We start from the raw sequence: 21,193 nt of genomic DNA, 5'->3' as shown, positions 1-21,193 counted from the left end.
CGGTTTTTGCCGGGAGTTCAGATGGCCAAGGCCAAGCGCATGTACGGCTGCACCGAGTGCGGCTCAACCTTCCCCAAGTGGGCTGGCCAGTGCGGTGAGTGCGGGGCCTGGAACACCCTGACCGAAACCATGGTGGAGAGCGGTGGCGCCGCAGCCCCCAGCGGTCGCACCGGCTGGACCGGCCAACAGGCACAGATCAAGACCCTGGCCGAAGTCAGCGTCGAAGAAATCCCGCGTTTTTCCACCGCCTCCAGTGAACTCGATCGGGTACTGGGCGGTGGTCTGGTAGACGGCTCGGTGGTGTTGATCGGCGGTGATCCGGGCATCGGCAAATCGACCATTCTGCTGCAAACCTTGTGCAACCTCGCCAAAGTGATGCCGGCACTGTACGTCACCGGCGAAGAATCCCAGCAGCAAGTGGCCATGCGCGCCCGCCGTCTCGGCTTGCCCCAGGATCAACTGCGGGTGATGACCGAAACCTGCATCGAGACCATCATCGCCACGGCTCGGCAGGAAAAACCCAAGGTGATGGTGATCGACTCGATCCAGACGATTTTCACCGAGCAACTGCAATCGGCACCGGGCGGTGTGTCCCAGGTCAGGGAAAGCGCGGCGTTGCTGGTGCGCTATGCGAAGCAGAGCGGCACGGCTATTTTCCTGGTCGGTCACGTGACGAAAGAAGGTGCATTGGCCGGGCCACGAGTGCTGGAGCACATGGTCGACACGGTGCTGTATTTCGAAGGCGAATCCGATGGGCGTTTGCGTTTGCTGCGAGCGGTGAAAAACCGTTTCGGCGCCGTCAACGAACTGGGCGTATTCGGTATGACCGACAAGGGGCTGAAAGAAGTCTCCAACCCTTCGGCGATTTTTCTCACCCGTGCGCAGGAAGAAGTGCCGGGCAGTGTGGTCATGGCGACGTGGGAAGGGACGCGGCCGATGCTGGTGGAAGTCCAGGCACTGGTGGATGACAGCCATCTGGCCAATCCACGTCGGGTAACGCTGGGGCTGGACCAGAATCGACTGGCGATGTTGTTGGCGGTGCTGCACCGTCACGGCGGCATTCCGACCCACGATCAGGATGTGTTTCTCAACGTGGTTGGCGGGGTGAAAGTGCTGGAAACGGCCTCCGATCTGGCGCTGATGGCGGCGGTCATGTCCAGTTTGCGCAACCGGCCACTGCCCCACGATCTGCTGGTGTTCGGCGAAGTCGGGCTTTCCGGCGAAGTACGCCCGGTGCCGAGTGGCCAGGAGCGCTTGAAAGAAGCCGCCAAGCACGGCTTCAAGCGCGCCATCGTGCCCAAGGGCAATGCGCCTAAAGAAGCGCCGCCGGGGTTGCAGATTATTGCCGTAACGCGTCTGGAACAGGCGCTGGATGCCCTCTTCGAGTAACTTTCAGGTCGATACAAAACCTGTGGGAGCGAGCCTGCTCGCGATAGCAGTATGTCAGTCGACTTAAATGTTGAATGTCAGATCGCATTCGCGAGCAGGCTCGCTCCCACATGGGTACGGGGATTGGCCTTCAGATTTCGATCAGCGCCCCCAGCTCCCGTTCGAGCTCTTGCGGGTCGCCAAGGTTGAGTTCAACCAATCGCCGCAAGCGTTCGATGGATTCCAGGCTGATATGTCGGCAGACGAACCCAAGCTGACCATGATCATCGTGGGTCAGTTGCACATCCATCTTGATGGCGACGTCCTCGTTGAGATGAATATCGACCAGGAAATGCCACTCCCGATTCCCCAGCCACGGTTCGGGCTTTTCGATCAACAGTCCCTTGAGGGACAGGTCGATCAACTTCACCGGCCAGATGAATTCCCCTTGGCTCAGCTCGGTTCGGGCATCGAACGCAATACGTTTGAAGCGGCGGCGATCGGCAGGGTGCTCGCTCATGGCGCAATCCTCGTAAATGTTCGCTGACTATAGACCCGCATTGTCAAAGGCTGCCAGCAAAGTGATGGCTCTACCCATGTCGGGGATGGCCTTTGCGGCCGTTAGCGCTAAACTCGGGATGGCTGTCTTTCTTGTCCACCCTGGCTGGAATCATAAAATGAAAAATAATAATAGCCTGCTACGCCACCTACCCTGGCTGCTGCTGGCAATCGTAGGGGCGTGCGCCCTTGGTGTAGTTGCATTGCGCCGAGGCGAGGCGATCAACGCCTTGTGGATTGTGGTCGCCGCCGTGGCCATCTATCTGGTTGCGTATCGTTACTACAGTCTGTTCATCGCTAATAACGTGATGCAACTCGACCCGCGACGGGCCACCCCCGCCGTGCTCAATAATGACGGTCTGGACTACGTGCCGACCAACAAACACATCCTCTTCGGTCACCACTTCGCGGCCATCGCTGGCGCGGGGCCGCTGGTCGGCCCGGTCCTGGCGGCGCAGATGGGTTACCTGCCTGGCACGCTGTGGCTGATTGCCGGCGTGGTGCTGGCCGGTGCCGTTCAGGACTTCATGGTCCTGTTCATGTCCACCCGCCGCAACGGCCGTTCCCTCGGCGACATGGTCCGTGAGGAAATGGGCCGCATCCCCGGGACCATCGCGCTGTTTGGCTGCTTCCTGATCATGATCATCATCCTCGCGGTGCTGGCGCTGATCGTGGTCAAGGCCCTGGCCGAGAGCCCCTGGGGGATTTTCACGGTGATGGCGACTATCCCGATCGCGATGTTCATGGGCATTTACATGCGCTACATCCGCCCGGGCCGCATCGGTGAAATCTCGGTGATTGGCGTATTGCTGTTGCTGGGTTCGATCTGGCTGGGCGGGCAAGTGGCTGCCGATCCGGTGTGGGCCAAAGCGTTCACCTTCACCGGCGTACAAATAACCTGGATGCTGATCGGCTACGGTTTTGTTGCCGCAGTGTTGCCGATCTGGCTGATTCTGGCACCGCGTGATTACCTGTCCACGTTTCTCAAAATCGGTACCATCGTGGCCTTGGCGATCGGCATTCTGATCACCATGCCCGACCTGAAAATGCCGGCACTGACCCAGTTCATCGACGGCACCGGGCCGGTGTGGAAGGGCGGTCTGTTCCCATTCCTGTTTATCACCATCGCCTGTGGCGCGGTCTCGGGTTTTCACTCGCTGATTGCTTCGGGCACCACACCGAAAATGTTGGATAACGAAGTCAACGCCCGTTACATCGGTTACGGCGGCATGCTGATGGAATCCTTCGTCGCCATCATGGCCATGGTTGCCGCGTCGGTGATCGAGCCAGGCGTGTATTTCGCCATGAACAGCCCGGCGGCCATCGTCGGCAGTGACGTGGTTTCGGTCGCGCAGATGGTTAGCAGTTGGGGCTTTGCAATCACCCCGGAAGCGCTGCAAGCGGTGGCCAAGGACATCGGTGAAACCACGATCCTGGCCCGTGCTGGCGGTGCGCCGACCCTGGCGGTTGGTATCGCACAGATCCTGCACAGTGTCCTGCCGGGTGAAAACACCATGGCGTTCTGGTACCACTTCGCGATTCTGTTCGAGGCGCTGTTCATCCTGACGGCCGTCGACGCCGGTACCCGTGCCGGCCGCTTCATGCTGCAGGACTTGCTCGGTTCCTTCGTGCCAGCGCTGAAACGCACCGAATCCTGGACCGCGAACCTGATCGCAACCGCCGGTTGTGTGGCGATGTGGGGTTGGTTGCTGTACCAGGGCGTGATCGATCCGCTGGGTGGCATCAACACCTTGTGGCCGCTGTTCGGTATCTCCAACCAGATGCTGGCCGGTATCGCGCTGATGCTGGCGACCGTTGTGCTGATCAAAATGAAACGCCAGCGCTATGTCTGGGTCACCATGCTGCCCGCCGTGTGGCTGCTGATCTGCACCACCACCGCCGGCTTCATCAAGCTGTTCGATGCCAATCCGGCGATCGGCTTCCTGTCGCTGGCCAAGAAGTACAGCGATGCGCTGGCCAACGGTCAGATCCTCGCACCGGCCAAGGACATTACGCAAATGCAGCACGTGATCTTCAACGCCTACACCAACGCAACGCTGACGGCGCTGTTCCTGTTCGTGGTATTCAGTATCCTGTTCTATGCGCTCAAGGTCGGTATTTCCGCCTGGGGCAGCAAAGAACGTACGGATAAAGAAGCGCCATTCCAGGCTCTGCCAGATGCGTAATCGAGGATTGCAGCATGTTCAATGACCTGAGTCGCCTCGGTAAATACCTCGGTCAGGCCGCGCGCCTGATGGTCGGGATGCCCGACTACGACAATTACGTCGAGCATATGCAAACCAATCACCCGGACAAACCGGTGATGACCTACGAAATGTTCTTCCGGGAACGCCAAGAGGCTCGTTACGGTGGCAAGGGTGGGCCCAAGTGCTGTTGATTTGACGCCAGGTTGACGTAATCCCCCTGTGGGAGCGAGCCTGCTCGCGAAGGCAATCTGTCATTCGACACTGTGTTGACTGATAGACCGCTTTCGCGAGCAGGCTCGCTCCCACATTTGTTTTGTGTTGAATTCTCATTTTGTGAAACAGGAGACTCCAGTTGTCCTCTCCCATCCCGGTAACAATCCTCAGTGGCTTTCTCGGCGCGGGAAAAACCACGCTGTTGCGCCACCTGCTCAAAGCCGAACACGGCCTGAAAATCGCCGTGATCGAGAACGAATTCAGCGACGCCGGTATCGACACCCAGCTGTTGGGCGACGAACCGGTGCAAGTGATGACGCTGTCCAACGGCTGCGTCTGCTGCACCATCCACACCGATCTGACCAAAGCCTTGTACTTGCTGCTCGAGCGCCTGGACAGCGGAGAAATTGCTTTCGACCGTCTGGTGATCGAATGCACCGGCCTGGCCGACCCGGCACCTGTGGCCCAAACCTTTTTCATCGATGAAGAGCTGCGCGAGCGATACATCCTCGACGGCATCATTACCCTGGTCGATGCGGCGCACGCTGACACTCACCTGACTCAAACCATCGCCCAGGCGCAGATCGGTTTCGCCGACCGCTTACTGGTGAGCAAGCGCGATCTGGTGGACGGGGCGACCTTTACCGCGCTGAGCGAGCGCCTGACCCGCATCAACCGTCGCGCACCGATCCGCGTGGTCGAGCACGGCAAGATCGATCTGGCCGAATTGCTCGACGTGCGCGGCTTCAATCTCAATGCCGACCTGGGTGGTGGTGTCAGCCTGCGCCCGGTGAGCAAAGCGCCGTCCATCGACCGCATTTCCAGCCTGGTGCTGCGCACCGACAAGCCGCTGGATATCGACAAACTCAGCGAGTTCATGAACGAACTGCTGGAGGACCATGGCAAGCAATTGCTGCGCTACAAAGGCGTGTTGAACATCCTTGGCGAGCCGCGGCGCATGGTGTTTCAGGGGGTGTTGAAGTTATACGGATTCGATTGGGACACGGAATGGGCAGACGATGAAACGCGCGAAAGCGTGATCGTGTTCATTGCCGACGATTTGCCGGAAGAGAAGATTCGTGAGGGCTTTTCTCGCGTAGAAGCATAACTGCCGAGGTAGCTGCTCGATGGTAAGTTTGTCCTGCCTTTTCTTGTTATATGAAAAGGCAGGTGCTGAAATGATTAGGCGTTGAGGATGCTCGAGTCTACGTTGCGTTTAATGATCTTCAGACTGAAGTTCATCTGGATTCCCATGCCTGCAGAGATAATAAATCCTTCCGGCGAATTCTTGCTGCGCGTTAGCGATTTGTCGTTAGCACGAATTGTCACAAATAGAGTGTTTGATTTGGGGTTGTCGAGAGAGGCGGGTTCGCCGTTATGGTCAAAAAATTGAAACAGGGCGAGTTTCTTAGGGCCTGCCGTGGGCCCTTCCATGGCGGTGAGACAGTCGTTTTCATCAATGCCAACTAGTCTGCCAAAGAGCGGGCCGGGAGTAATAACAAACATATGATGGAAGGAACTGCCTCCAATACTATAGAAGTAGAACTGCAAGGTGGAACCCGGCAGGCCTTTCTTTGCGAATAGAGTATCTGATACGTATACGTCAGTGGGAGAGAAGTCGAAGAAGCCCGTGACAGGGATGGTGACTTCGCGGCCGTGTGTCAGTCTAGGGAAATGCAGGTGGCCGTAATCACTAGCCAGTTCTGCAATAAAGGATTTTTCAACGGTCATGGTTATATCTTCCTTGATAAGAAATTGATGTTCAGGTGTTTGGTCAGTTTTTGACTTTGAATTTTACGCAATGATAATGGTCGTGGAGGTCGTCCACTTACAGATTTATTGTCCTCATCAAACAGATTAAGCGTGTCGAGGTTGTTAAGGTTTAGATGCGGTGTCTCTGGGGTTTTGTTGTGTTTTTACTTGGTTGCAAGGTAATGATCCAATGTGCACCGGCCAACGAAGTGCCCGTCACTGCTTAGGGGCGGGCGGGTCATGACAAGATAGCCATGCGAGGTTGCGAACGGCTTTTCAAGACAGGCGCGGAAGTATTTCTGATGGGCGGTGATCATGAAGTTATCTCAAACATTTACATCTTGATTAGTTGGTTTTCAGTAAAAGTAGAACCAGAGATTAAATTTTTTTTTTAGGTTGTGCTCGTTTCTTTGTTTCGGGAAGTTGGCGGTATGAGTGAGGTTTTTATGTGGCGCGTATAAAGTATTCGTTGGCAGTTAATGGCGGCGGTTGCAAAGTGATAGCAGGTTTCAATAGTTTCAATAGTTTCAATAGTTTCAAGGCGAAAAAACCGGTTAAAGAACCGAGTCTCGGGACGGTCAGAAATGTTGTGCGCAAGCCGTTACACAAGCCGATTACGGGTTCAGCAACTTCTCCTCCAGATGCTCCAGAAGCCGGGCCATCAAGCCCTCGGCAACCTTGGCATCTCCGCACTCCACCGCCTCGACGATCTCCGCATGTTCTTGCCACGCGCAGTAACTACGCGCTTGTTCTTCGTAGTGGGCGATGGCCAATGAGGTCAGCGGCACCAGGCTGCCGAGAAATTGTGCCAATGGCACGTTGCCTGCGACTTGCGCCAGTTGCAGGTGGAACTCGCCCGACAGACGAATAGCCGGCCCGCGTTGGTTTTGTTCGATATAGCGGCGTTCGCGCTCTATCAATTCGCGTAACTGCGGCAGGTGCCGGGAAGACGGTTGCTGGCAGGCCAGTCGCGCCAGAGTGGTTTCGGTCAGCCGGCGGGCATGGAGAATCTGACGGGTTTGTTCGGCATCGGAGGTCGCGACTTGCGGGCGATGATTGGGCCGCAGAATGATGACCTGCTGATGAGACAATCGCGCCAGTACCTGGCGGATGATACTGCGGCTGACACCGAATGCCTGGCCAAGGCTTGCTTCGGTGAAACGGCTGCCCGGGGCAATGCGTTGTTCGAGAATGGCATCGAAAATCTGCGGATAGATGTCGTCGACGCAACGCTTCTTGTCGCTCTGGTGGCGCAAGGGCAGGGCGGTGGAAATCGAGAAAACGGGAATCTTCAAGGCATAGGAACTCATGGCCTGTCTCCAGTCCGGTTGCCGATAGGGTTTTTTTCAGTACAGCTATTTGCCCAGATTGTCGTCCGGAATATTCAATTCGATGCCCATCCGCTGGCCTTCCCGAAGGATGTGCCGACGCATCTCGGCGCTGGCCTGGGCGCTGTTTTTGCTGCGAATAGCGCGCACCACGGCTTCGTTCTCCTCAAGGCGCTCAGCCAAATGCTCCGGGGAGTTGCGCAGCACGTCGGCGCTTTGCTTGAGGGCGTTGCTGGTCTGTTGCACCACACTCTGGAAAATCGGGTTCGAGGTCAGCGTGAACAGCTCTTCGTGGAACGCGATGTAGGCGTTCACGCCGGCTTCGCTGTCGTTGGCTTCCAGCGCTTCGCGCATGTCCATCAGGGTCAAGCGCAGTTGCCCGACTTCCTTGCTGCTGATCGACTGCGCCACCAGGCCGACAATGAACGGTTCAAGCGTGTAGCGCAGTTGCAGCACGTCTTCCAGGCTCGCACCGGCGACCGCGCTGTCGTGGCTTTGGCTGTCGCTAAGATTGGCCTCCAGCACCACCACGCCTTTACCCGGCATGGAGCGCACCAGCCCAAGGGTTTCCAGCACGATGACGGCTTCGCGCAGGCTCGGGCGGCTGATGCCCAGTTGTTCGGCCAGCTCACGCTGCCCCGGCAGCATCTCGCCGGAGCGCCACTGACCACGGGCCAAAGCGGCCCGGAGTTTTTCTACTACTGAATTCACAACGGTCGACGAGGTGATCACTGTTCGCTCCATGAGCATCCAAAACGATTGATGACCGTGCCTGCCCGTGGGCAGGCACGGCGATTATTCAGAATTCCTGCTGATGTGCCGGGCCGACAGGCTTTCTCGGCTGGAAGGTATAACCCACCTGGCCAGAAAGTACTTTGTTCGCCCGTTGAATATCGATGTCCTTTTCCCAGCGCGCGATGGCCACGGTGGCGACGCAGTTGCCGATCAGGTTGGTCAGCGCCCGGCCGATGCCCATGAACCAGTCCACTGCCAACACCAGCACCAGGCCGACCACCGGAATCGCCGGGATCGCCGTCAGTGTCGCCGCGAGAATCACCAGCGCCGAGCCGGGAATCCCGTGGGCACCTTTGGAGGTGATCAACGACACCAGCAGAATCGTCAGCAGATCGGTCATGGCCAGCGGCGTGCCGGTGGCATTGGCGATGAACACGATGGCGAGGGTCAGGTAGATCGAGAAACCGTCCAGGTTGAACGAGTAACCGGTAGGAATGACCAGCCCGACCGTCGAACTGCCGATGCCCAGATGCTCAAGCTTGCGCATGATTTGTGGCAGCACGGCGTCGGAGGAGGCGGTGCCCATGACGATCAGCAGTTCTTCGCGCAGGTACTTGAGCAACGGCCACATCTTCAGGCCCGAAAGGCGCATCACCAGGCCGAGAATCAATGTCACAAACGCCACACAGGTCAGGTAAAACAGGCCAACCAGGCTGCCCAGGTGCTGCAGCGAATCCAGGCCATATTTGCTGGTGGTGAAAGCGATGGCGCCGAACACGCCGATCGGCGCCAGACGCACGATCATGCCCATGATGCGGAAGATCACGTGGCTCAGCTCATTGATCAGCCGGGAAATACCCGACGCTGCTTCGCCCACCAGGTTCAGCGCACTGCCAAACAGCACCGAAAACAGCAGGACTTGCAGAATATTGTTCTCCGCGAAGGCGCCGATTACCGAGGTCGGGATCAGGTTCATCAGGAACTGGGAGGTGGTTTGCATGTGCTGACCGCGCTGGGCGATGTCGCCCATGTCGGCAGCGGAAAGCTGATCCAGATGAATGTTCGCGCCGCTGCCGATGCCGGTGGTGAAAGCGAACACCAGACCAATCACCAGGGCGATGGTGGTCAGGATTTCGAAGTAGATCACCGATTTCAGGCCGATGCGTCCGACCTTCTTCAGGTCGCCGGCACCGCTGATGCCGCTGACCACCACGCAGAATACGATCAGACCGATGAGCATCTTGATCAGTTTGATGAAGCCATCGCCGAGCGGTTTGAGCTGGGCGGAGTATTCAGGAAGGGTCAGCCCGCAGACGATGCCGAGCACCAGTCCGAGAACCACTTGGAGGAAGATTGAACGCGAGCACCATCTGAGCATGGGAGGAATCCTGGTCGGTGTCCTGGCTGCCGTGCGCTTCGCGCATCAGATTCAGGACTTAATTATTGTGGTCTTACCGGTATGTCCAGTGCAGGCGCAGTCTAGGCGCTGTTTTTGGGTGATCGCAAGCAAATTCTGAGTGATTGGCATGACCGGTCTTACCAGTTGGGCGCAATGCCCCGACCTTGAGCCTTTTCGTTGTTTGAAAAAAATCGCGGACGAAAAAAAACCGGCCATCACTGGCCGGTTTTTCATTGCTACGGTTTAGCGGGCTGATTAGGCGCCGTATACCGGCAGCTTCTTGCAGATGGCCTTGACCTTCTCACGAACGGCGTCGATCACCGCTTCGTTGGAAAGGTCCGCCAGGATGTCGCAGATCCAGCCGGCCAGTTCTTTGCACTCTGCTTCCTTGAAGCCACGAGTGGTCACAGCCGGAGTACCGAAGCGCAGACCGGAGGTGACGAACGGGGAGCGTGGATCGTTTGGCACGGAGTTCTTGTTCACGGTGATGAACGCTTTGCCCAGAGCGGCGTCAGCGTCTTTACCGGAAATTTCCTGCTTGATCAGCGACAGCAGGAACAGGTGGTTTTCAGTACCGCCGGAAACTACGTCGAAACCGCGCTCGATGAACACGCCGGCCATGGCCTTGGCGTTTTTCACCACTTGTTGCTGGTAAGTCTTGAACTCAGGTTGCAGTGCTTCCTTGAAGCAGATCGCTTTAGCGGCGATCACGTGCTCCAGCGGGCCACCCTGGGCGCCCGGGAATACCGCGGAGTTCAGCTTTTTCTCGATGTCGGCGTTGGCGCGAGCCAGGATCAGGCCGCCACGTGGACCGCGCAGGGTCTTGTGCGTGGTGGTGGTCACGACGTCAGCGAAAGGCACCGGGTTCGGGTAGACGCCAGCGGCGACCAGACCGGCCACGTGGGCCATGTCGACGAACAGATAGGCGCCAACCTTGTCAGCGATTTCGCGGAACCGCGGGAAGTCCAGAATCTGCGAGTAGGCAGAGAAACCGGCCACGATCATTTTCGGTTTGTGCTCAACCGCCAGACGCTCGACTTCGTCGTAGTCGATCAGGCCGTTGCCGTCGATACCGTACTGAACGGCGTTGTACAGCTTGCCGGAGGAGGAAACGCTGGCACCGTGGGTCAGGTGACCACCGTGTGCCAGGCTCATGCCCAGGAGGGTGTCGCCCGCTTGCAGCAGAGCCAGGTAAACGGCGCTGTTGGCTTGCGAACCGGCGTGCGGCTGAACGTTGGCGTAATCAGCGCCGAACAGTTCTTTTGCACGGTCGATGGCCAGTTGCTCGACCACGTCGACGAACTCGCAACCACCGTAGTAGCGCTTGCCCGGGTAGCCTTCGGCGTACTTGTTGGTCAGTACCGAGCCTTGAGCTTCCATGACCGCAGGGCTGGTGTAGTTTTCCGAAGCGATCAGCTCGATGTGTTCTTCCTGGCGCTGAGCTTCTTGCTCCATGGCGGCAAAGAGATCGGCGTCGTACTTGGCAATAGTCAAATCACGGCTGAACATGGCGGTCCTCAAGGATCGGGGCAGAAAAGGGGGGCATTCTAACCCAATGGGTTTTAGATGGCATATGAAAGGACATCATGTCGCAGACAAGTGGGCTTCATGACCGGATATGCGGTGCCTGTGCGGGCCCCTTCGCGAGCAAGTCGAAGGGGTCTCCCGCAACACCACAAGATTTCAGTCGAACACGAACAACGCATCATTGCTGAACTGCGCTTCAAACCGGTTCGCCGGCATCGGACGCCCGAACAGATACCCCTGAACCTCGTCGCAACCATGCTCACGCAGGAAGTCGAGTTGCTCGTGGGTTTCCACGCCCTCGGCGATAACCGCCAGATTGAGGCTGTGGGCCATGGCGATGATCGCGCGGGCGATCTGCGCATCCTGCTCGCCCGACGGCAGGCCGTCGACGAAGGTGCGGTCGATTTTCAGCACGTCGATCGGGAACTGCTTGAGGTAGTTGAGCGATGAGTAACCGGTGCCGAAGTCGTCGACCGCGATGCTCAGGCCGAGATTTTTCAGCCCGGCGAGAATCTGCATCGCTTCGCTGACTTCGCGCATCAGGATACTTTCGGTCAGCTCCAGCTCCAGGCATGCCGGCGGCAGGCCGGTTTCCTTGAGGATGGTGGCGATCCGCGTCCCGAGTTGGCCATCGGAGAATTGCCGGGCCGAAATGTTCACCGACACCTTGGGTACCCGGACCTTGGCCTGATGCCAGGTCTTGAGTTGACGGCAGGCCTCGCTGATCACCCAGTCGCCGACATCCACCACCAGACCGAGCTCTTCGAGCACCGGAATGAAGTCTCCCGGCGGCACCAGACCGCGTCGCGGATGTCGCCAGCGCAGCAAGGCTTCGGCGCCGGTCAGGCGTTTGCCATCGCCGCTGAACTGCGGTTGGTAGTAGAGGACGAATTCGTTCTGTTCCAGGGCGTGACGCAAGTCGCTTTCCAGCTCCAGACGCTCCAGGGCGCTGGCGTTCATATCGGCCTGATAGAACTGGAAGTTGTTCTTGCCACGCTCCTTGGCGTGATACATCGCGGTGTCGGCGTTTTTCATCAGTTGGCTGAGTTCATTACCGTCCTGAGGGCTCAGGGCGATGCCGATACTGGCAGTGACGAAGAATTCGCGGCCTTCAAGTACGAACGGTTTCACCAGGCTCGCGAGAATTTGTTCGGCCACGTGAATCGCCCGGTTCAAGGCAATTTCACGGTTGGCCCGCGGTTGCAGCAGCAAGGTGAATTCATCGCCGCCCATGCGCGCCACGGTGTCGTCATCGTCGACACAGCCGAGCAGGCGCGTGGCCATTTCCTTGAGCATGCGATCGCCGGCGGCGTGGCCCAGGGAGTCGTTGATCGGTTTGAAGCGGTCCAGGTCGAGGAACATCAGCACCACCCAGGACTTCTGCCGTTCGGCTGATTGCAGCGCCGTGTGCAGGCGATCCTGGAACAGCGTGCGGTTGGGCAGGTGGGTCAGGGCGTCGTAATAGGCGAGGCGGTGAATCCGCTGCTCGCTGGCCTTGCGTTCGCTGATGTCGCTGAAGAAGCACACGTAGCTGGCCAGATCGCCTTCGTCATCCAGCACCGCCGTGATGCCGACCCAGGCCGGGTAATGCTCGCCATTGCGTCGTTTGAGCCAGACTTCGCCTTCCCACGTGCTGTGCTGATGCAATTGCTTGAGCACATAACGCAGATGGGCTTCCTGCTGATCGTCGACGGTCAGCATGTTCGGTAACTGGTCGAGCACCTGCTCCACCGCATAACCGCTGACACGGCTGAAGGCTTCGTTAGCCTGGACGATGTAGCCGGCCGGGTCGGTGATCAGGATCGCCGAGGTCGAGTGCTCAAATACGGTCGCGGCCATGCGCAGGTCTTTTTCGGCCCGGCGTTGCTGGCTGATGTCGCGACCGACGCCCAGGACGCCTTCGAATGCACCGTGTTCGTCCCAGACCAGCACCAGCCGCAGTTCGATAGGAATTTTGCGCCCGTCTGCCCGCAGGCAGTCGAACAAAAACAGTTGGGTCTGCACCTGACTGCGCAACAGCGCCAGTTGGTCGGGTTTATTCAGCGCTTTGCTGACCCGGTCCATCAGGCTGTAAATGCCGGCTAGCTGTTGCGGGTTGGCGATGGTCGATTGCCAGCCGTTCTGGAAAATCCAGTCGGCGTCGTAGCCCAGCACGGCTTGCACCGACGGGCTGACGTAGTTGAGCGCCATCTTGCTGTCGGTTGAGAAAATCACGTCGCTGATGCTTTCGGCGAGCATCCGGTAACGCTGCTCGCTGTCGCGCAGGGACTCACTGGCTTCAATCTGATCGGTGATGTCCTTGGCCACGCCGATGATTCGCGTGACCTGATCGTGCTTGTCCCGCGCCAGCGCCTGTTCGCGGATGTCGAAGCGCCGCCATTTGCCGTCCCGGTGGCGGAAGCGCAGCTGGCATTGCATCAATTGTCTGTAACCGGCCTGGCGCTGGGTTTGGCGCGAGCGGTGGTAGAAGTCGGCATCTTCGGGGTTCAGCAGAATTTCCCAGAAATACTCGCCCATCTGGTGCAGTTCGGTACGGTTATAACCGAGCGTCTGGCCCAGGTGGTGGTTGCTGAAAATCATTCGCTGGCTGATCACGTCCTGCACGTACAGATGATCCGGCACGGTGCGTACCACGTCGGACCAGAATCCTTCGCGCTCCAATAGCGACAGTTCGACAAGCTTGCGACTGGTGATGTCGGTGATGCTCAGGATCACCGCTTTATAGTCGTCCTGGTCTTCCGGCAGACGCAGGACCAGCCACAAGTGCTGGTCGCGGCCATTGGCGTCTTGCAGTTTGATTTCGAGTTCAAGCTGTTTCTGCTGGTTGAGCACCGCGTCGAGCACTTGAATGCCGATGGCGGTGCCGTCCTGCGGGTTACCGTCGATCAGCAGTTTCCAGGCTTGATCGCACGTGTTGACGTTGAGCAGTTGCAGAGCGACCAGGTTGACTTCGGTGATGCGCAGTTCCTGCAACAGGTGCTGGCGTTGTTCCGGTGTCTCGAGCCAGACCTTCAGGTGTTCGCTGCTGTGCAACTGAGCCTTGTCGAAGAAGTTTTTGAGCCCGGACACGTCGAGTACACACAAGGCGACGCCTGTGCCTTCGAAAATATCCTGGTAGCGTCGACGGCCTTCGTGCACCTGGCGTTGGCGGCGGCGCATGTTCAGCAGGGCGATGAATGGCAGCAGCGAGAAGGCCAGACCCAGAAGGCATTTGCCGATGAACGCCGGCAGCAGCTGTTCGATCACCCGTTGCCGATCGAACAGCGCGCGTAGTTGCCAGTCGCTGCTGCTCAGGGGCACGGTCAGCACGCTGTTGGCCAGCTCATCCGCTGTCATCACCGCCGGAGTGGCCGAGGGCTCCCCATCGTCGCGGCTGATGATCTGGTGATTGACACGGTTTTCCACCAGCCACAGCGGGCGAATACCGGTTTCGTTTGGTTTGGTCAGCGACGAGAAAAATGTCGGCGTCAGGCGCAGAACCCAGTAGCCGCGGGTGCTACCGCTGGCTTGATGCAGGAGCAGATGCACCACCGAGCCGTCATTGGCGTTGCTGAAGTAATGGGCCTGGGCGTGACTGCGCCGGACTAGTTCGCTCAGGTAGTCGGCATCGTCGCTGTTGTCGGCGCTGTCGGTGAGGACTTTCCCGGAAGGACTGAGCAACGCGAGGCTGCGCAGGCCGGGCAAGGACTTTTGCAGTTTGCGCAACAGCGCCTGCTGTTCGTCGGCGCTTTGCGGTTGTTCGACGATCGGTAGCAGGTTGAGGGCGATCTGGGCGTTGAGCGCCATGTTCAGGCTGACTTGCGAGGCCAGATCGGCGGTGTAGTCGATGGTGTACTGACGCTGGTGTCGTTGGGCATCGCGCAGCTGATCCAGCAACTGCCAGAACAGCAACGCGAGCAACAACAGGACGAGCGCCGCCAGCGCGCCCTTCAAGGATCCACGCAGGGGTGAGCCGGTCGCAGGATTGAGTGCGCTCACGGAAGATGAGGGAGTGACATTAGACAAACTGTAATCCTGCGGTTTGGCTGGACTGGCGCGACGTGCACTATAAGCCGGACGCCCGGAGGGCGGCTAGCATGCCCTGAGTTGTGGCAAAGTGCCAGTCCCGCTCGGCTGGACTGCCTCTCGTCATTAAGGTAGCTTTGCCGGTTACGCGGGAGCGTTCCAGCTCCTAGGCTTTTTTAGCGCGCACGCATTGATACCCATCAATCGGACGACGCGCACGGCCTGGCCGGGCATCGCCCGCGCCCCAATCATTCATCGTTCACTGACCCTAGGTTCTCCATGGCTCAATACGTATTCACCATGCATCGGCTGGGTAAAGTTGTTCCGCCGAAGCGGGAAATCCTGAAAAACATTTCGCTGTCGTTCTTCCCGGGCGCCAAGATTGGCGTACTCGGCCTTAACGGTTCGGGTAAGTCCACGCTGTTGAAAATCATGGCGGGCGTCGACACCGAGTTCGACGGCGAAGCCCGTCCGATGCCGGACCTGAACATCGGCTACCTGCCGCAAGAACCGATCCTGGACCCGACCAAGACCGTGCGTGAAGTGGTTGAGGAAGCGGTCAGCGTGATCAAGAACGCCCAGGCTCGTCTGGACGAGGTCTACGCGGCTTACGCTGATGAAGATGCCGACTTCGACAAACTGGCCGCTGAACAAGCCAAACTCGAAGCCATCCTGCAAGCCAGCGACGGTCACAACCTGGATCGCCAATTGGAAGTCGCCGCCGATGCGCTGCGTCTGCCGGCCTGGGATGCCAAGATTGAATTCCTGTCCGGTGGTGAGAAGCGTCGTGTGGCGCTGTGCCGCCTGCTGCTGTCTGCTCCGGACATGCTGCTACTCGACGAACCCACCAACCACCTGGACGCCGATTCCGTCGCCTGGCTGGAGCACTTCCTGCACGATTTCCCGGGCACCGTGGTCGCGATCACGCACGACCGTTACTTCCTGGACAACGTTGCCGGCTGGATCCTCGAGCTCGACCGCGGCGCCGGTATCCCGTACGAGGGCAACTATTCGGGTTGGCTTGAAGCCAAGTCCGATCGTCTGGCTGCCGAATCCAAGCAGCAGTCGGCCCACGAAAAAGCCATGAAGGATGAACTGGAGTGGGTGCGCAAAGGCGCCAAGGCTCGCCAGTCCAAATCCAAGGCTCGTCTGCAACGCTTCGAAGAAATGCAATCGCAGGAATTCCAGAAGCGCAGCGAAACCAACGAGATCTACATCCCGGCCGGTCCACGCCTGGGCGACAAGGTCATCGAATTCAAGAACGTTTCCAAGGGTTATGGCGATCGCGTGCTGATCGACAACCTGTCGTTCTCCATGCCTAAAGGCGCCATCGTTGGTGTGATCGGCGGTAACGGTGCCGGTAAATCGACCCTGTTCCGCATGCTGATGGGCAAGGAAACACCGGATTCGGGCAGCATCGAAGTCGGCGAAACCGTGCAACTGGCATGCGTCGATCAGAGCCGCGAAGACCTGGACGGCAGCAAGACTGTATTCCAGCAAATCTCCGACGGTTCGGATCAGATCCGCATCGGCAACTACGAGATTCCGTCGCGCACCTACGTCGGTCGCTTCAACTTCAAGGGCGGCGATCAGCAGAAGTTCGTCAAGGACCTGTCCGGTGGTGAGCGCGGTCGCTTGCACCTGGCGCTGACCCTGAAAGAAGGCGGCAACGTCCTGCTGCTCGATGAACCGTCCAACGACCTCGACGTTGAAACCCTGCGTTCCCTGGAAGAAGCCCTGCTGGACTTTCCGGGCGCTGCCATTGTGATCTCTCACGATCGGTGGTTCCTTGACCGCGTCGCGACTCACATCCTGGCGTACGAAGACGACTCGCAAGCGGTGTTCTTCGAAGGCAACTACACCGAGTACGAAGCCGATCGCCGCAAACGCCTGGGCGAAGCCGCGACTCAGCCGCATCGTGTACGGCACAAGAAACTGGCCTGATATCGGGTGGGTTGCATAAAAAACGGAGCCTTCGGGGCTAATGCCGATCAGTTAAGCCCTCTTGCTTGACCTTTGGCCGCAAGAAATCAAAATCCGATGCCTGTACTGGCATCGGATTTTTTTATGCGTCTCGCTCGGGCACTGGAACTGACTCACAATATCGCCTCCACCCCTAACTCAATCGAGGGACTGGATTCTTTACTCGATCCATCTTTGGTCGAGCAGGCACTTGAACAGGCCGGCGTGGCGACCCTGCGCAAGCGGCGTTTGCCACTGGAAATGATGCTCTGGTGCGTGATCTCCATGGCCTTCTTTCGCCGCATGTCGGCGTGGGATGTGGTCAGCCGCATGAACATCATGCTGCCGGGCCAACGTCCATTGGTGGCACCCAGCGCTGTGGTTCAAGCCCGTCAGAGATTGGGCTGCGAGGCTGTACGACAAGTCTTCCATCTGACTCAGAAAAGTTGGCATGAGGCCGTGGATCACCCAACTTGGGCAGGCTTGCGTTTGCTGGGGGTCGACGGTGTCGTATGGCGAACGCCCGATACACCCGAAAATCGGGCGCGCTACGATTCCGCCAGCAACCAGCATGGCGACACTGGTTTTCCTCAGGTGCGCATGGTCTGCCAAATGGAGTTGACCAGCCACTTGCTGATCGGCAGTGCGTTTGACGGCTACCGCAGCAGCGAAATGAAGCTGGCGGAACAACTGATCGAAACCACGCCCGATCACTCGTTGACGCTGTTCGATCGCGGCTTTTTTTCCCTGGGTTTGCTGCACCAGTGGCAGCAAGCCGGCACCGAGCGCCATTGGCTGATGCCACTGCGCAAAGGTGTGCAGTACGAAGTGGTTCAGCGCTTGGGGCGCCAGGATGCGGTGGTTTCGTTAAGCACTTCGCCACAGGGGCTACAACTTGTTGCGCTACCAGATGGTGGAAATGAGCCGCCACTGTCCAGGTATTTACCCGTGCGAAATGAGCTTTACCGCGTGTACTTGGGCAATTTTAGGGTTTATCAACAGCGTTTCGGCCGACCGTTCCGGGAACATCCCCAAATATCTGGCAGAGCTGCACGCCTCTGCCCCGCATTATGTTCTGCCGCATCGACGGGAAGAGCGCATTTATCCCCGCGCCATAAGGCTCAAATCACCGAAATATTCGATCAGAAAGAAAAATGCCAGTCAGCTTAACTGATCGGAATTAGCCTTCGGGGCTCCGTTTTTTTATGGTTTTTCAGTGAGACCGCGGCGCGGCCATCGCGAGCAAGCTCGGCTCCCACAGGGATGGGTCACCCGATTTCCAGGCCCAACACCTCAATCAACAAGTCCCCCGCCGGCCGCTTCCACAGCACTTCATCCCCGACCTGCGCGCCCAGCAACGCCCGCCCCAGCGGCGAGCCCCAGTTGATCAACCCGTTCGCGGCATCCGCCTGATCTTCGCCCACCAACTGCACGCGTTGTTCGTTGCCCTGTTCATCGGCAAAGGTCACCCAGGCGCCCATCTGCACTTTGTTGGTCGAGGAGGCCGGTACGACTAACTGAGCGCTTTGCAGGCGTTGATTGAAATACCGCCAGTCACGCTCAAGATCGGCCTGACGCTGTTTGTCCGCCAGTTCACCCCGCGAACTCTGTTCATTGAGCAGGTTTTGCACTTCGGCGACTTTCGCCTGAAGCTGCGTAAGTCCGGCGGGCGTGACGTAATTGGGCTGCGTGCTGACCTGCCGTTCGACGGGCTGATCGGCTTGCGCGGCGGCGTTATCTTCATTGACGAAGGCGCGACTCATGGTTTTCTCCCGTTATAGGGTTTGGGCCATGGTCGCAGGCTTTTAGTTTCGACAGATATCTGTGGGCGACTTATTGCGAGCGAAAAGCACGAGCGGCGTCCTGATCCTTCTGCTGCTGCCAGGCTTTGTCCCGGTCGTCCCAATGGTGGCTGCGATAATCCTCACGGTCCTCGCTTTCGCGCATCGCCTGACACTGCCGGAAGCCATCGCTCCAGCCCTCGGCGTACTGCTTGTCCTTGAGGTAACGCGGAACGTTTTTACGAAACTCTCCGGTGATTGCCCCCGCCGCTTGCCGGCCACTGCTGCAACCGTCATCGAAGCCATCGGCGAATGCCGGTGGATAACCCTTGGCGATCAGATCCTCGTGGGTCGTCTGGCAACCCGCGATCAACATCAGCAAACCCACCACAACCACGCAACGCCACATCTCAGACTCCCAGACCGTCAACGGCCTATAGGAGAAGTCTAAGAGTGGATTTGTGAGCGGGATGTGAAAGAAAGATCAAAAGGTCAATAGTGATACCACTTCACCTCAAGCATCACTTCATTCTCGGGCGAAGCCAGGTGGCTGAATTCGCGCTGGGCACTCAGGCGTAAACCCAGGTTGCGCGACAATTCCCACTGCTGATTCAGACTCACGCTACGGCGCACTTCGCCGTTGGTGAAGAAGTCGCCCTTGGCTTCCAGGCTGAAGTTGCCCAGCGGGTTTTTCCACAGCAAACCGCTGTTGAAGCCCGCCGCTGGCGCGATGAAGCCGGCAAAGTCGTTGTTGTGTTCAACGCGCACGGTGCCCAAAGCAAAGCCGAGCATGTCGTCGCCCAGTTGCCAGGTCCCGCCGCCACCGCCATTGACGTGGCTGACCAGGGTTTCGTCGTCATGCTTGCCCGGCACGCGCTCCAGGCCGCCGGTGACTTGCCACGAGAGTGGTTGCAGCAATTCATTGCGCGGAGTCAGGGAGCGAATGGTCGCCAGGTCCAATTGCTGCAACTGCCAGTGATTGCCTTCGTACTGGCGCAGTTTCATTTGCAGGATTTCAATCTGCGCGCCGAGGGGGAAGCTTTCGGCGTTGTCGTTGAGGTCGTGATACGCCATGCGCAGGCCATATTCGCCAAACGCCTTGTCGCCTCGAGTGCCGATACCGGCCTGCCAGGTGCGCGATTCATGGCCATCCTCTGGCAGGCCAGGTTGCGGGATGTCCAGTTCCGGTGCCGGGTTTTGGTTGATCGCCCGCAGAAGTTCGAAACTGCGCTGCGCCCGTTGCGGATCACGTTCCTGGCCGTTGGCGCGGTAGCGCTCCAGGCGATAGGCAGCGTCGATGATCAACGCCTGACGATCCTTGGGTTGAGCCTTGAACGCCGGTTCCTGCAACTGCTTCTGGTCGGCGCTGACTTTCAGCACCCATTCCTGTTCTGAATGGGTCAACGGCTCGGCGCGGCTCAGCAGTTCACGTTCGCGGGACGGTCGATACTGAATGGATTCCACCAGTCCGGCTTCTTTTACCGCTTTGACGGTGTCGGTAGGAATCGCGGTCAGCGGGAATTGTTCGGTCAATCGCAGGCTCGGGCGGGCGACTTGCAGCAATTCCAGCAGGCGATAAGAGCAGTTTTCGTCGAAGAAAAAATAGTCGAACTGGATCTGCTTGAGCTCCCAGACGTGCTCGACCATGCGCTCGGTTTCTGCCTGGGTCAGGTTCAGGCGGTATTCCCACAGATCGCGATTCTCGAGGCTGCGGTACTCCGAGAGTTTTTCTTGATATGGCACCAGGGCAAACAAACCGGGATAGCCGCCCATCAAGCCTTTCCAGGCATACAGGATGCTGTTGTCCGAGCCTTCGATGTACGCGCCGAAGTTGATTGCATAACTGAGCAGGGCGGTTTGATCGCTCTGCACATTGGCCTGGTCGATGCGCAGCAACGTATGGCCGAACATCGATGACGGACTGTTCAGATACGCGGCCGGGAAAATCATCACCGCACTGTGGGGCGAAACATCCTTGAACCATTGCTTGAATTCAGTGCAGGGAAGCTTCGGCAGATCGCTCAGGTTGAGCTGCGCCTTCAGCCAGCGGGTGCGGGCTGGGTAGACGCATTGCGCATGTTTTTCACCGGCGCTGGCCGGGGCGTACAGCGCTTGCACGGTCGCCGCCAGTTCACGGTCAGGATGTTCATTGCCATCGGCGGCGAGGAAGAACTTCTTGTCGCTGACATAGCTGCGCCAGCCACCGAGTTTGGCGGTTTCGTAGTGGCCCAGGGAAATCCAGAAGGGGTCATTGGCCAATTGCTGCAAACGTTGATTGTCGATTTTGGGCGTGGCAGACAGCGGGGCGCAGACACAGAGCGCCAGCCAGGCAAGGCGTTTGAGCATAGTGGGCAACTT

15 protein-coding genes and 1 pseudogene are annotated in these 21,193 nt (G+C 58.5%); 6 read left to right on the top strand and 10 right to left on the bottom strand.

The window, feature by feature from the left end; genetic code table 11:
- Nucleotides 1-21: 21 nt before the first annotated feature.
- Nucleotides 22-1,389 (top strand): DNA repair protein RadA, encoded by a 1,368-nt coding sequence (radA, locus tag QFX16_RS25100; protein WP_008149143.1) that lies wholly within the window; start codon nucleotides 22-24, stop codon nucleotides 1,387-1,389.
- A 130-nt stretch (nucleotides 1,390-1,519) separates the two neighbouring features.
- Here radA and QFX16_RS25095 read toward each other — a convergent pair whose 3' ends face one another.
- On the bottom strand, nucleotides 1,520-1,888 hold the full coding sequence (locus QFX16_RS25095) for a PilZ domain-containing protein (protein ID WP_283181750.1): 369 nt from the start codon (nucleotides 1,886-1,888) through the stop codon (nucleotides 1,520-1,522).
- A 157-nt stretch (nucleotides 1,889-2,045) separates the two neighbouring features.
- Between QFX16_RS25095 and QFX16_RS25090 the strand changes: the two genes are divergently transcribed.
- The 3 genes from QFX16_RS25090 (at nucleotide 2,046) to yjiA (ending at nucleotide 5,454) form a co-directional block, all read left to right on the top strand.
- Nucleotides 2,046-4,112, top strand: coding sequence for a carbon starvation CstA family protein (locus tag QFX16_RS25090; RefSeq protein WP_283181749.1), 2,067 nt, complete (start codon nucleotides 2,046-2,048; stop codon nucleotides 4,110-4,112).
- 14 nt (nucleotides 4,113-4,126) lie between these two features.
- The gene (locus QFX16_RS25085; protein ID WP_283181748.1) at nucleotides 4,127-4,324 is read left to right on the top strand and encodes a YbdD/YjiX family protein; all 198 of its coding nucleotides are present in this window, start codon (nucleotides 4,127-4,129) and stop codon (nucleotides 4,322-4,324) included.
- Between the two features lie 161 nt (nucleotides 4,325-4,485).
- Nucleotides 4,486-5,454 (top strand): GTPase, encoded by a 969-nt coding sequence (yjiA, locus tag QFX16_RS25080; RefSeq protein ID WP_283181747.1) that lies wholly within the window; start codon nucleotides 4,486-4,488, stop codon nucleotides 5,452-5,454.
- 74 nt (nucleotides 5,455-5,528) lie between these two features.
- Here the strand turns inward: yjiA and QFX16_RS25075 are convergent, their stop codons facing one another.
- The 6 genes from QFX16_RS25075 to QFX16_RS25050 form a co-directional block, all read right to left on the bottom strand.
- A complete protein-coding gene (locus QFX16_RS25075; RefSeq protein ID WP_283181746.1) occupies nucleotides 5,529-6,077 on the bottom strand; it encodes a hypothetical protein in 549 nt (182 codons plus the stop codon).
- A 635-nt stretch (nucleotides 6,078-6,712) separates the two neighbouring features.
- Nucleotides 6,713-7,408 (bottom strand): GntR family transcriptional regulator, encoded by a 696-nt coding sequence (locus tag QFX16_RS25070; RefSeq protein WP_283181745.1) that lies wholly within the window; start codon nucleotides 7,406-7,408, stop codon nucleotides 6,713-6,715.
- A gap of 45 nt (nucleotides 7,409-7,453) precedes the next feature.
- A complete protein-coding gene (locus QFX16_RS25065; protein ID WP_074871066.1) occupies nucleotides 7,454-8,158 on the bottom strand; it encodes a FadR/GntR family transcriptional regulator in 705 nt (234 codons plus the stop codon).
- A 67-nt stretch (nucleotides 8,159-8,225) separates the two neighbouring features.
- Complete coding sequence (locus QFX16_RS25060) at nucleotides 8,226-9,539, bottom strand: C4-dicarboxylate transporter DctA (RefSeq protein ID WP_008154240.1); 1,314 nt, start codon at nucleotides 9,537-9,539, stop codon at nucleotides 8,226-8,228.
- A 276-nt stretch (nucleotides 9,540-9,815) separates the two neighbouring features.
- Entirely contained in the window at nucleotides 9,816-11,069 is a 1,254-nt protein-coding gene (glyA, locus tag QFX16_RS25055; RefSeq protein WP_283181744.1) for a serine hydroxymethyltransferase, read from the bottom strand.
- Between the two features lie 174 nt (nucleotides 11,070-11,243).
- Complete coding sequence (locus QFX16_RS25050) at nucleotides 11,244-15,092, bottom strand: sensor domain-containing protein (protein ID WP_283181743.1); 3,849 nt, start codon at nucleotides 15,090-15,092, stop codon at nucleotides 11,244-11,246.
- Nucleotides 15,093-15,371: 279 nt separating this feature from the next.
- Between QFX16_RS25050 and ettA the strand changes: the two genes are divergently transcribed.
- Nucleotides 15,372-17,036, top strand: a complete 1,665-nt coding sequence (ettA, locus tag QFX16_RS25045) for an energy-dependent translational throttle protein EttA (protein ID WP_283181742.1) — start codon at nucleotides 15,372-15,374, stop codon at nucleotides 17,034-17,036.
- A 123-nt stretch (nucleotides 17,037-17,159) separates the two neighbouring features.
- Nucleotides 17,160-18,228: pseudogene (locus QFX16_RS25040) on the top strand (IS4 family transposase).
- Nucleotides 18,229-18,322: 94 nt separating this feature from the next.
- Here the strand turns inward: QFX16_RS25040 and QFX16_RS25035 are convergent.
- The 3 genes from QFX16_RS25035 to QFX16_RS25025 all read right to left on the bottom strand — a co-directional run bounded on the left by QFX16_RS25035 (nucleotide 18,323) and on the right by QFX16_RS25025 (nucleotide 21,181).
- Nucleotides 18,323-18,817, bottom strand: coding sequence for a GreA/GreB family elongation factor (locus QFX16_RS25035; protein ID WP_283181741.1), 495 nt, complete (start codon nucleotides 18,815-18,817; stop codon nucleotides 18,323-18,325).
- A gap of 70 nt (nucleotides 18,818-18,887) precedes the next feature.
- Nucleotides 18,888-19,244, bottom strand: a complete 357-nt coding sequence (locus QFX16_RS25030) for a hypothetical protein (RefSeq protein ID WP_283181740.1) — start codon at nucleotides 19,242-19,244, stop codon at nucleotides 18,888-18,890.
- Nucleotides 19,245-19,327: 83 nt separating this feature from the next.
- Complete coding sequence (locus tag QFX16_RS25025) at nucleotides 19,328-21,181, bottom strand: Lnb N-terminal periplasmic domain-containing protein (RefSeq protein WP_283181739.1); 1,854 nt, start codon at nucleotides 21,179-21,181, stop codon at nucleotides 19,328-19,330.
- Nucleotides 21,182-21,193 lie beyond the last annotated feature (12 nt).

It is taken from the genome of Pseudomonas svalbardensis, assembly GCF_030053115.1.
GTDB lineage: Bacteria > Pseudomonadota > Gammaproteobacteria > Pseudomonadales > Pseudomonadaceae > Aquipseudomonas > Aquipseudomonas svalbardensis.
This window is presented reverse-complemented; position numbering and strand designations above follow the sequence as displayed.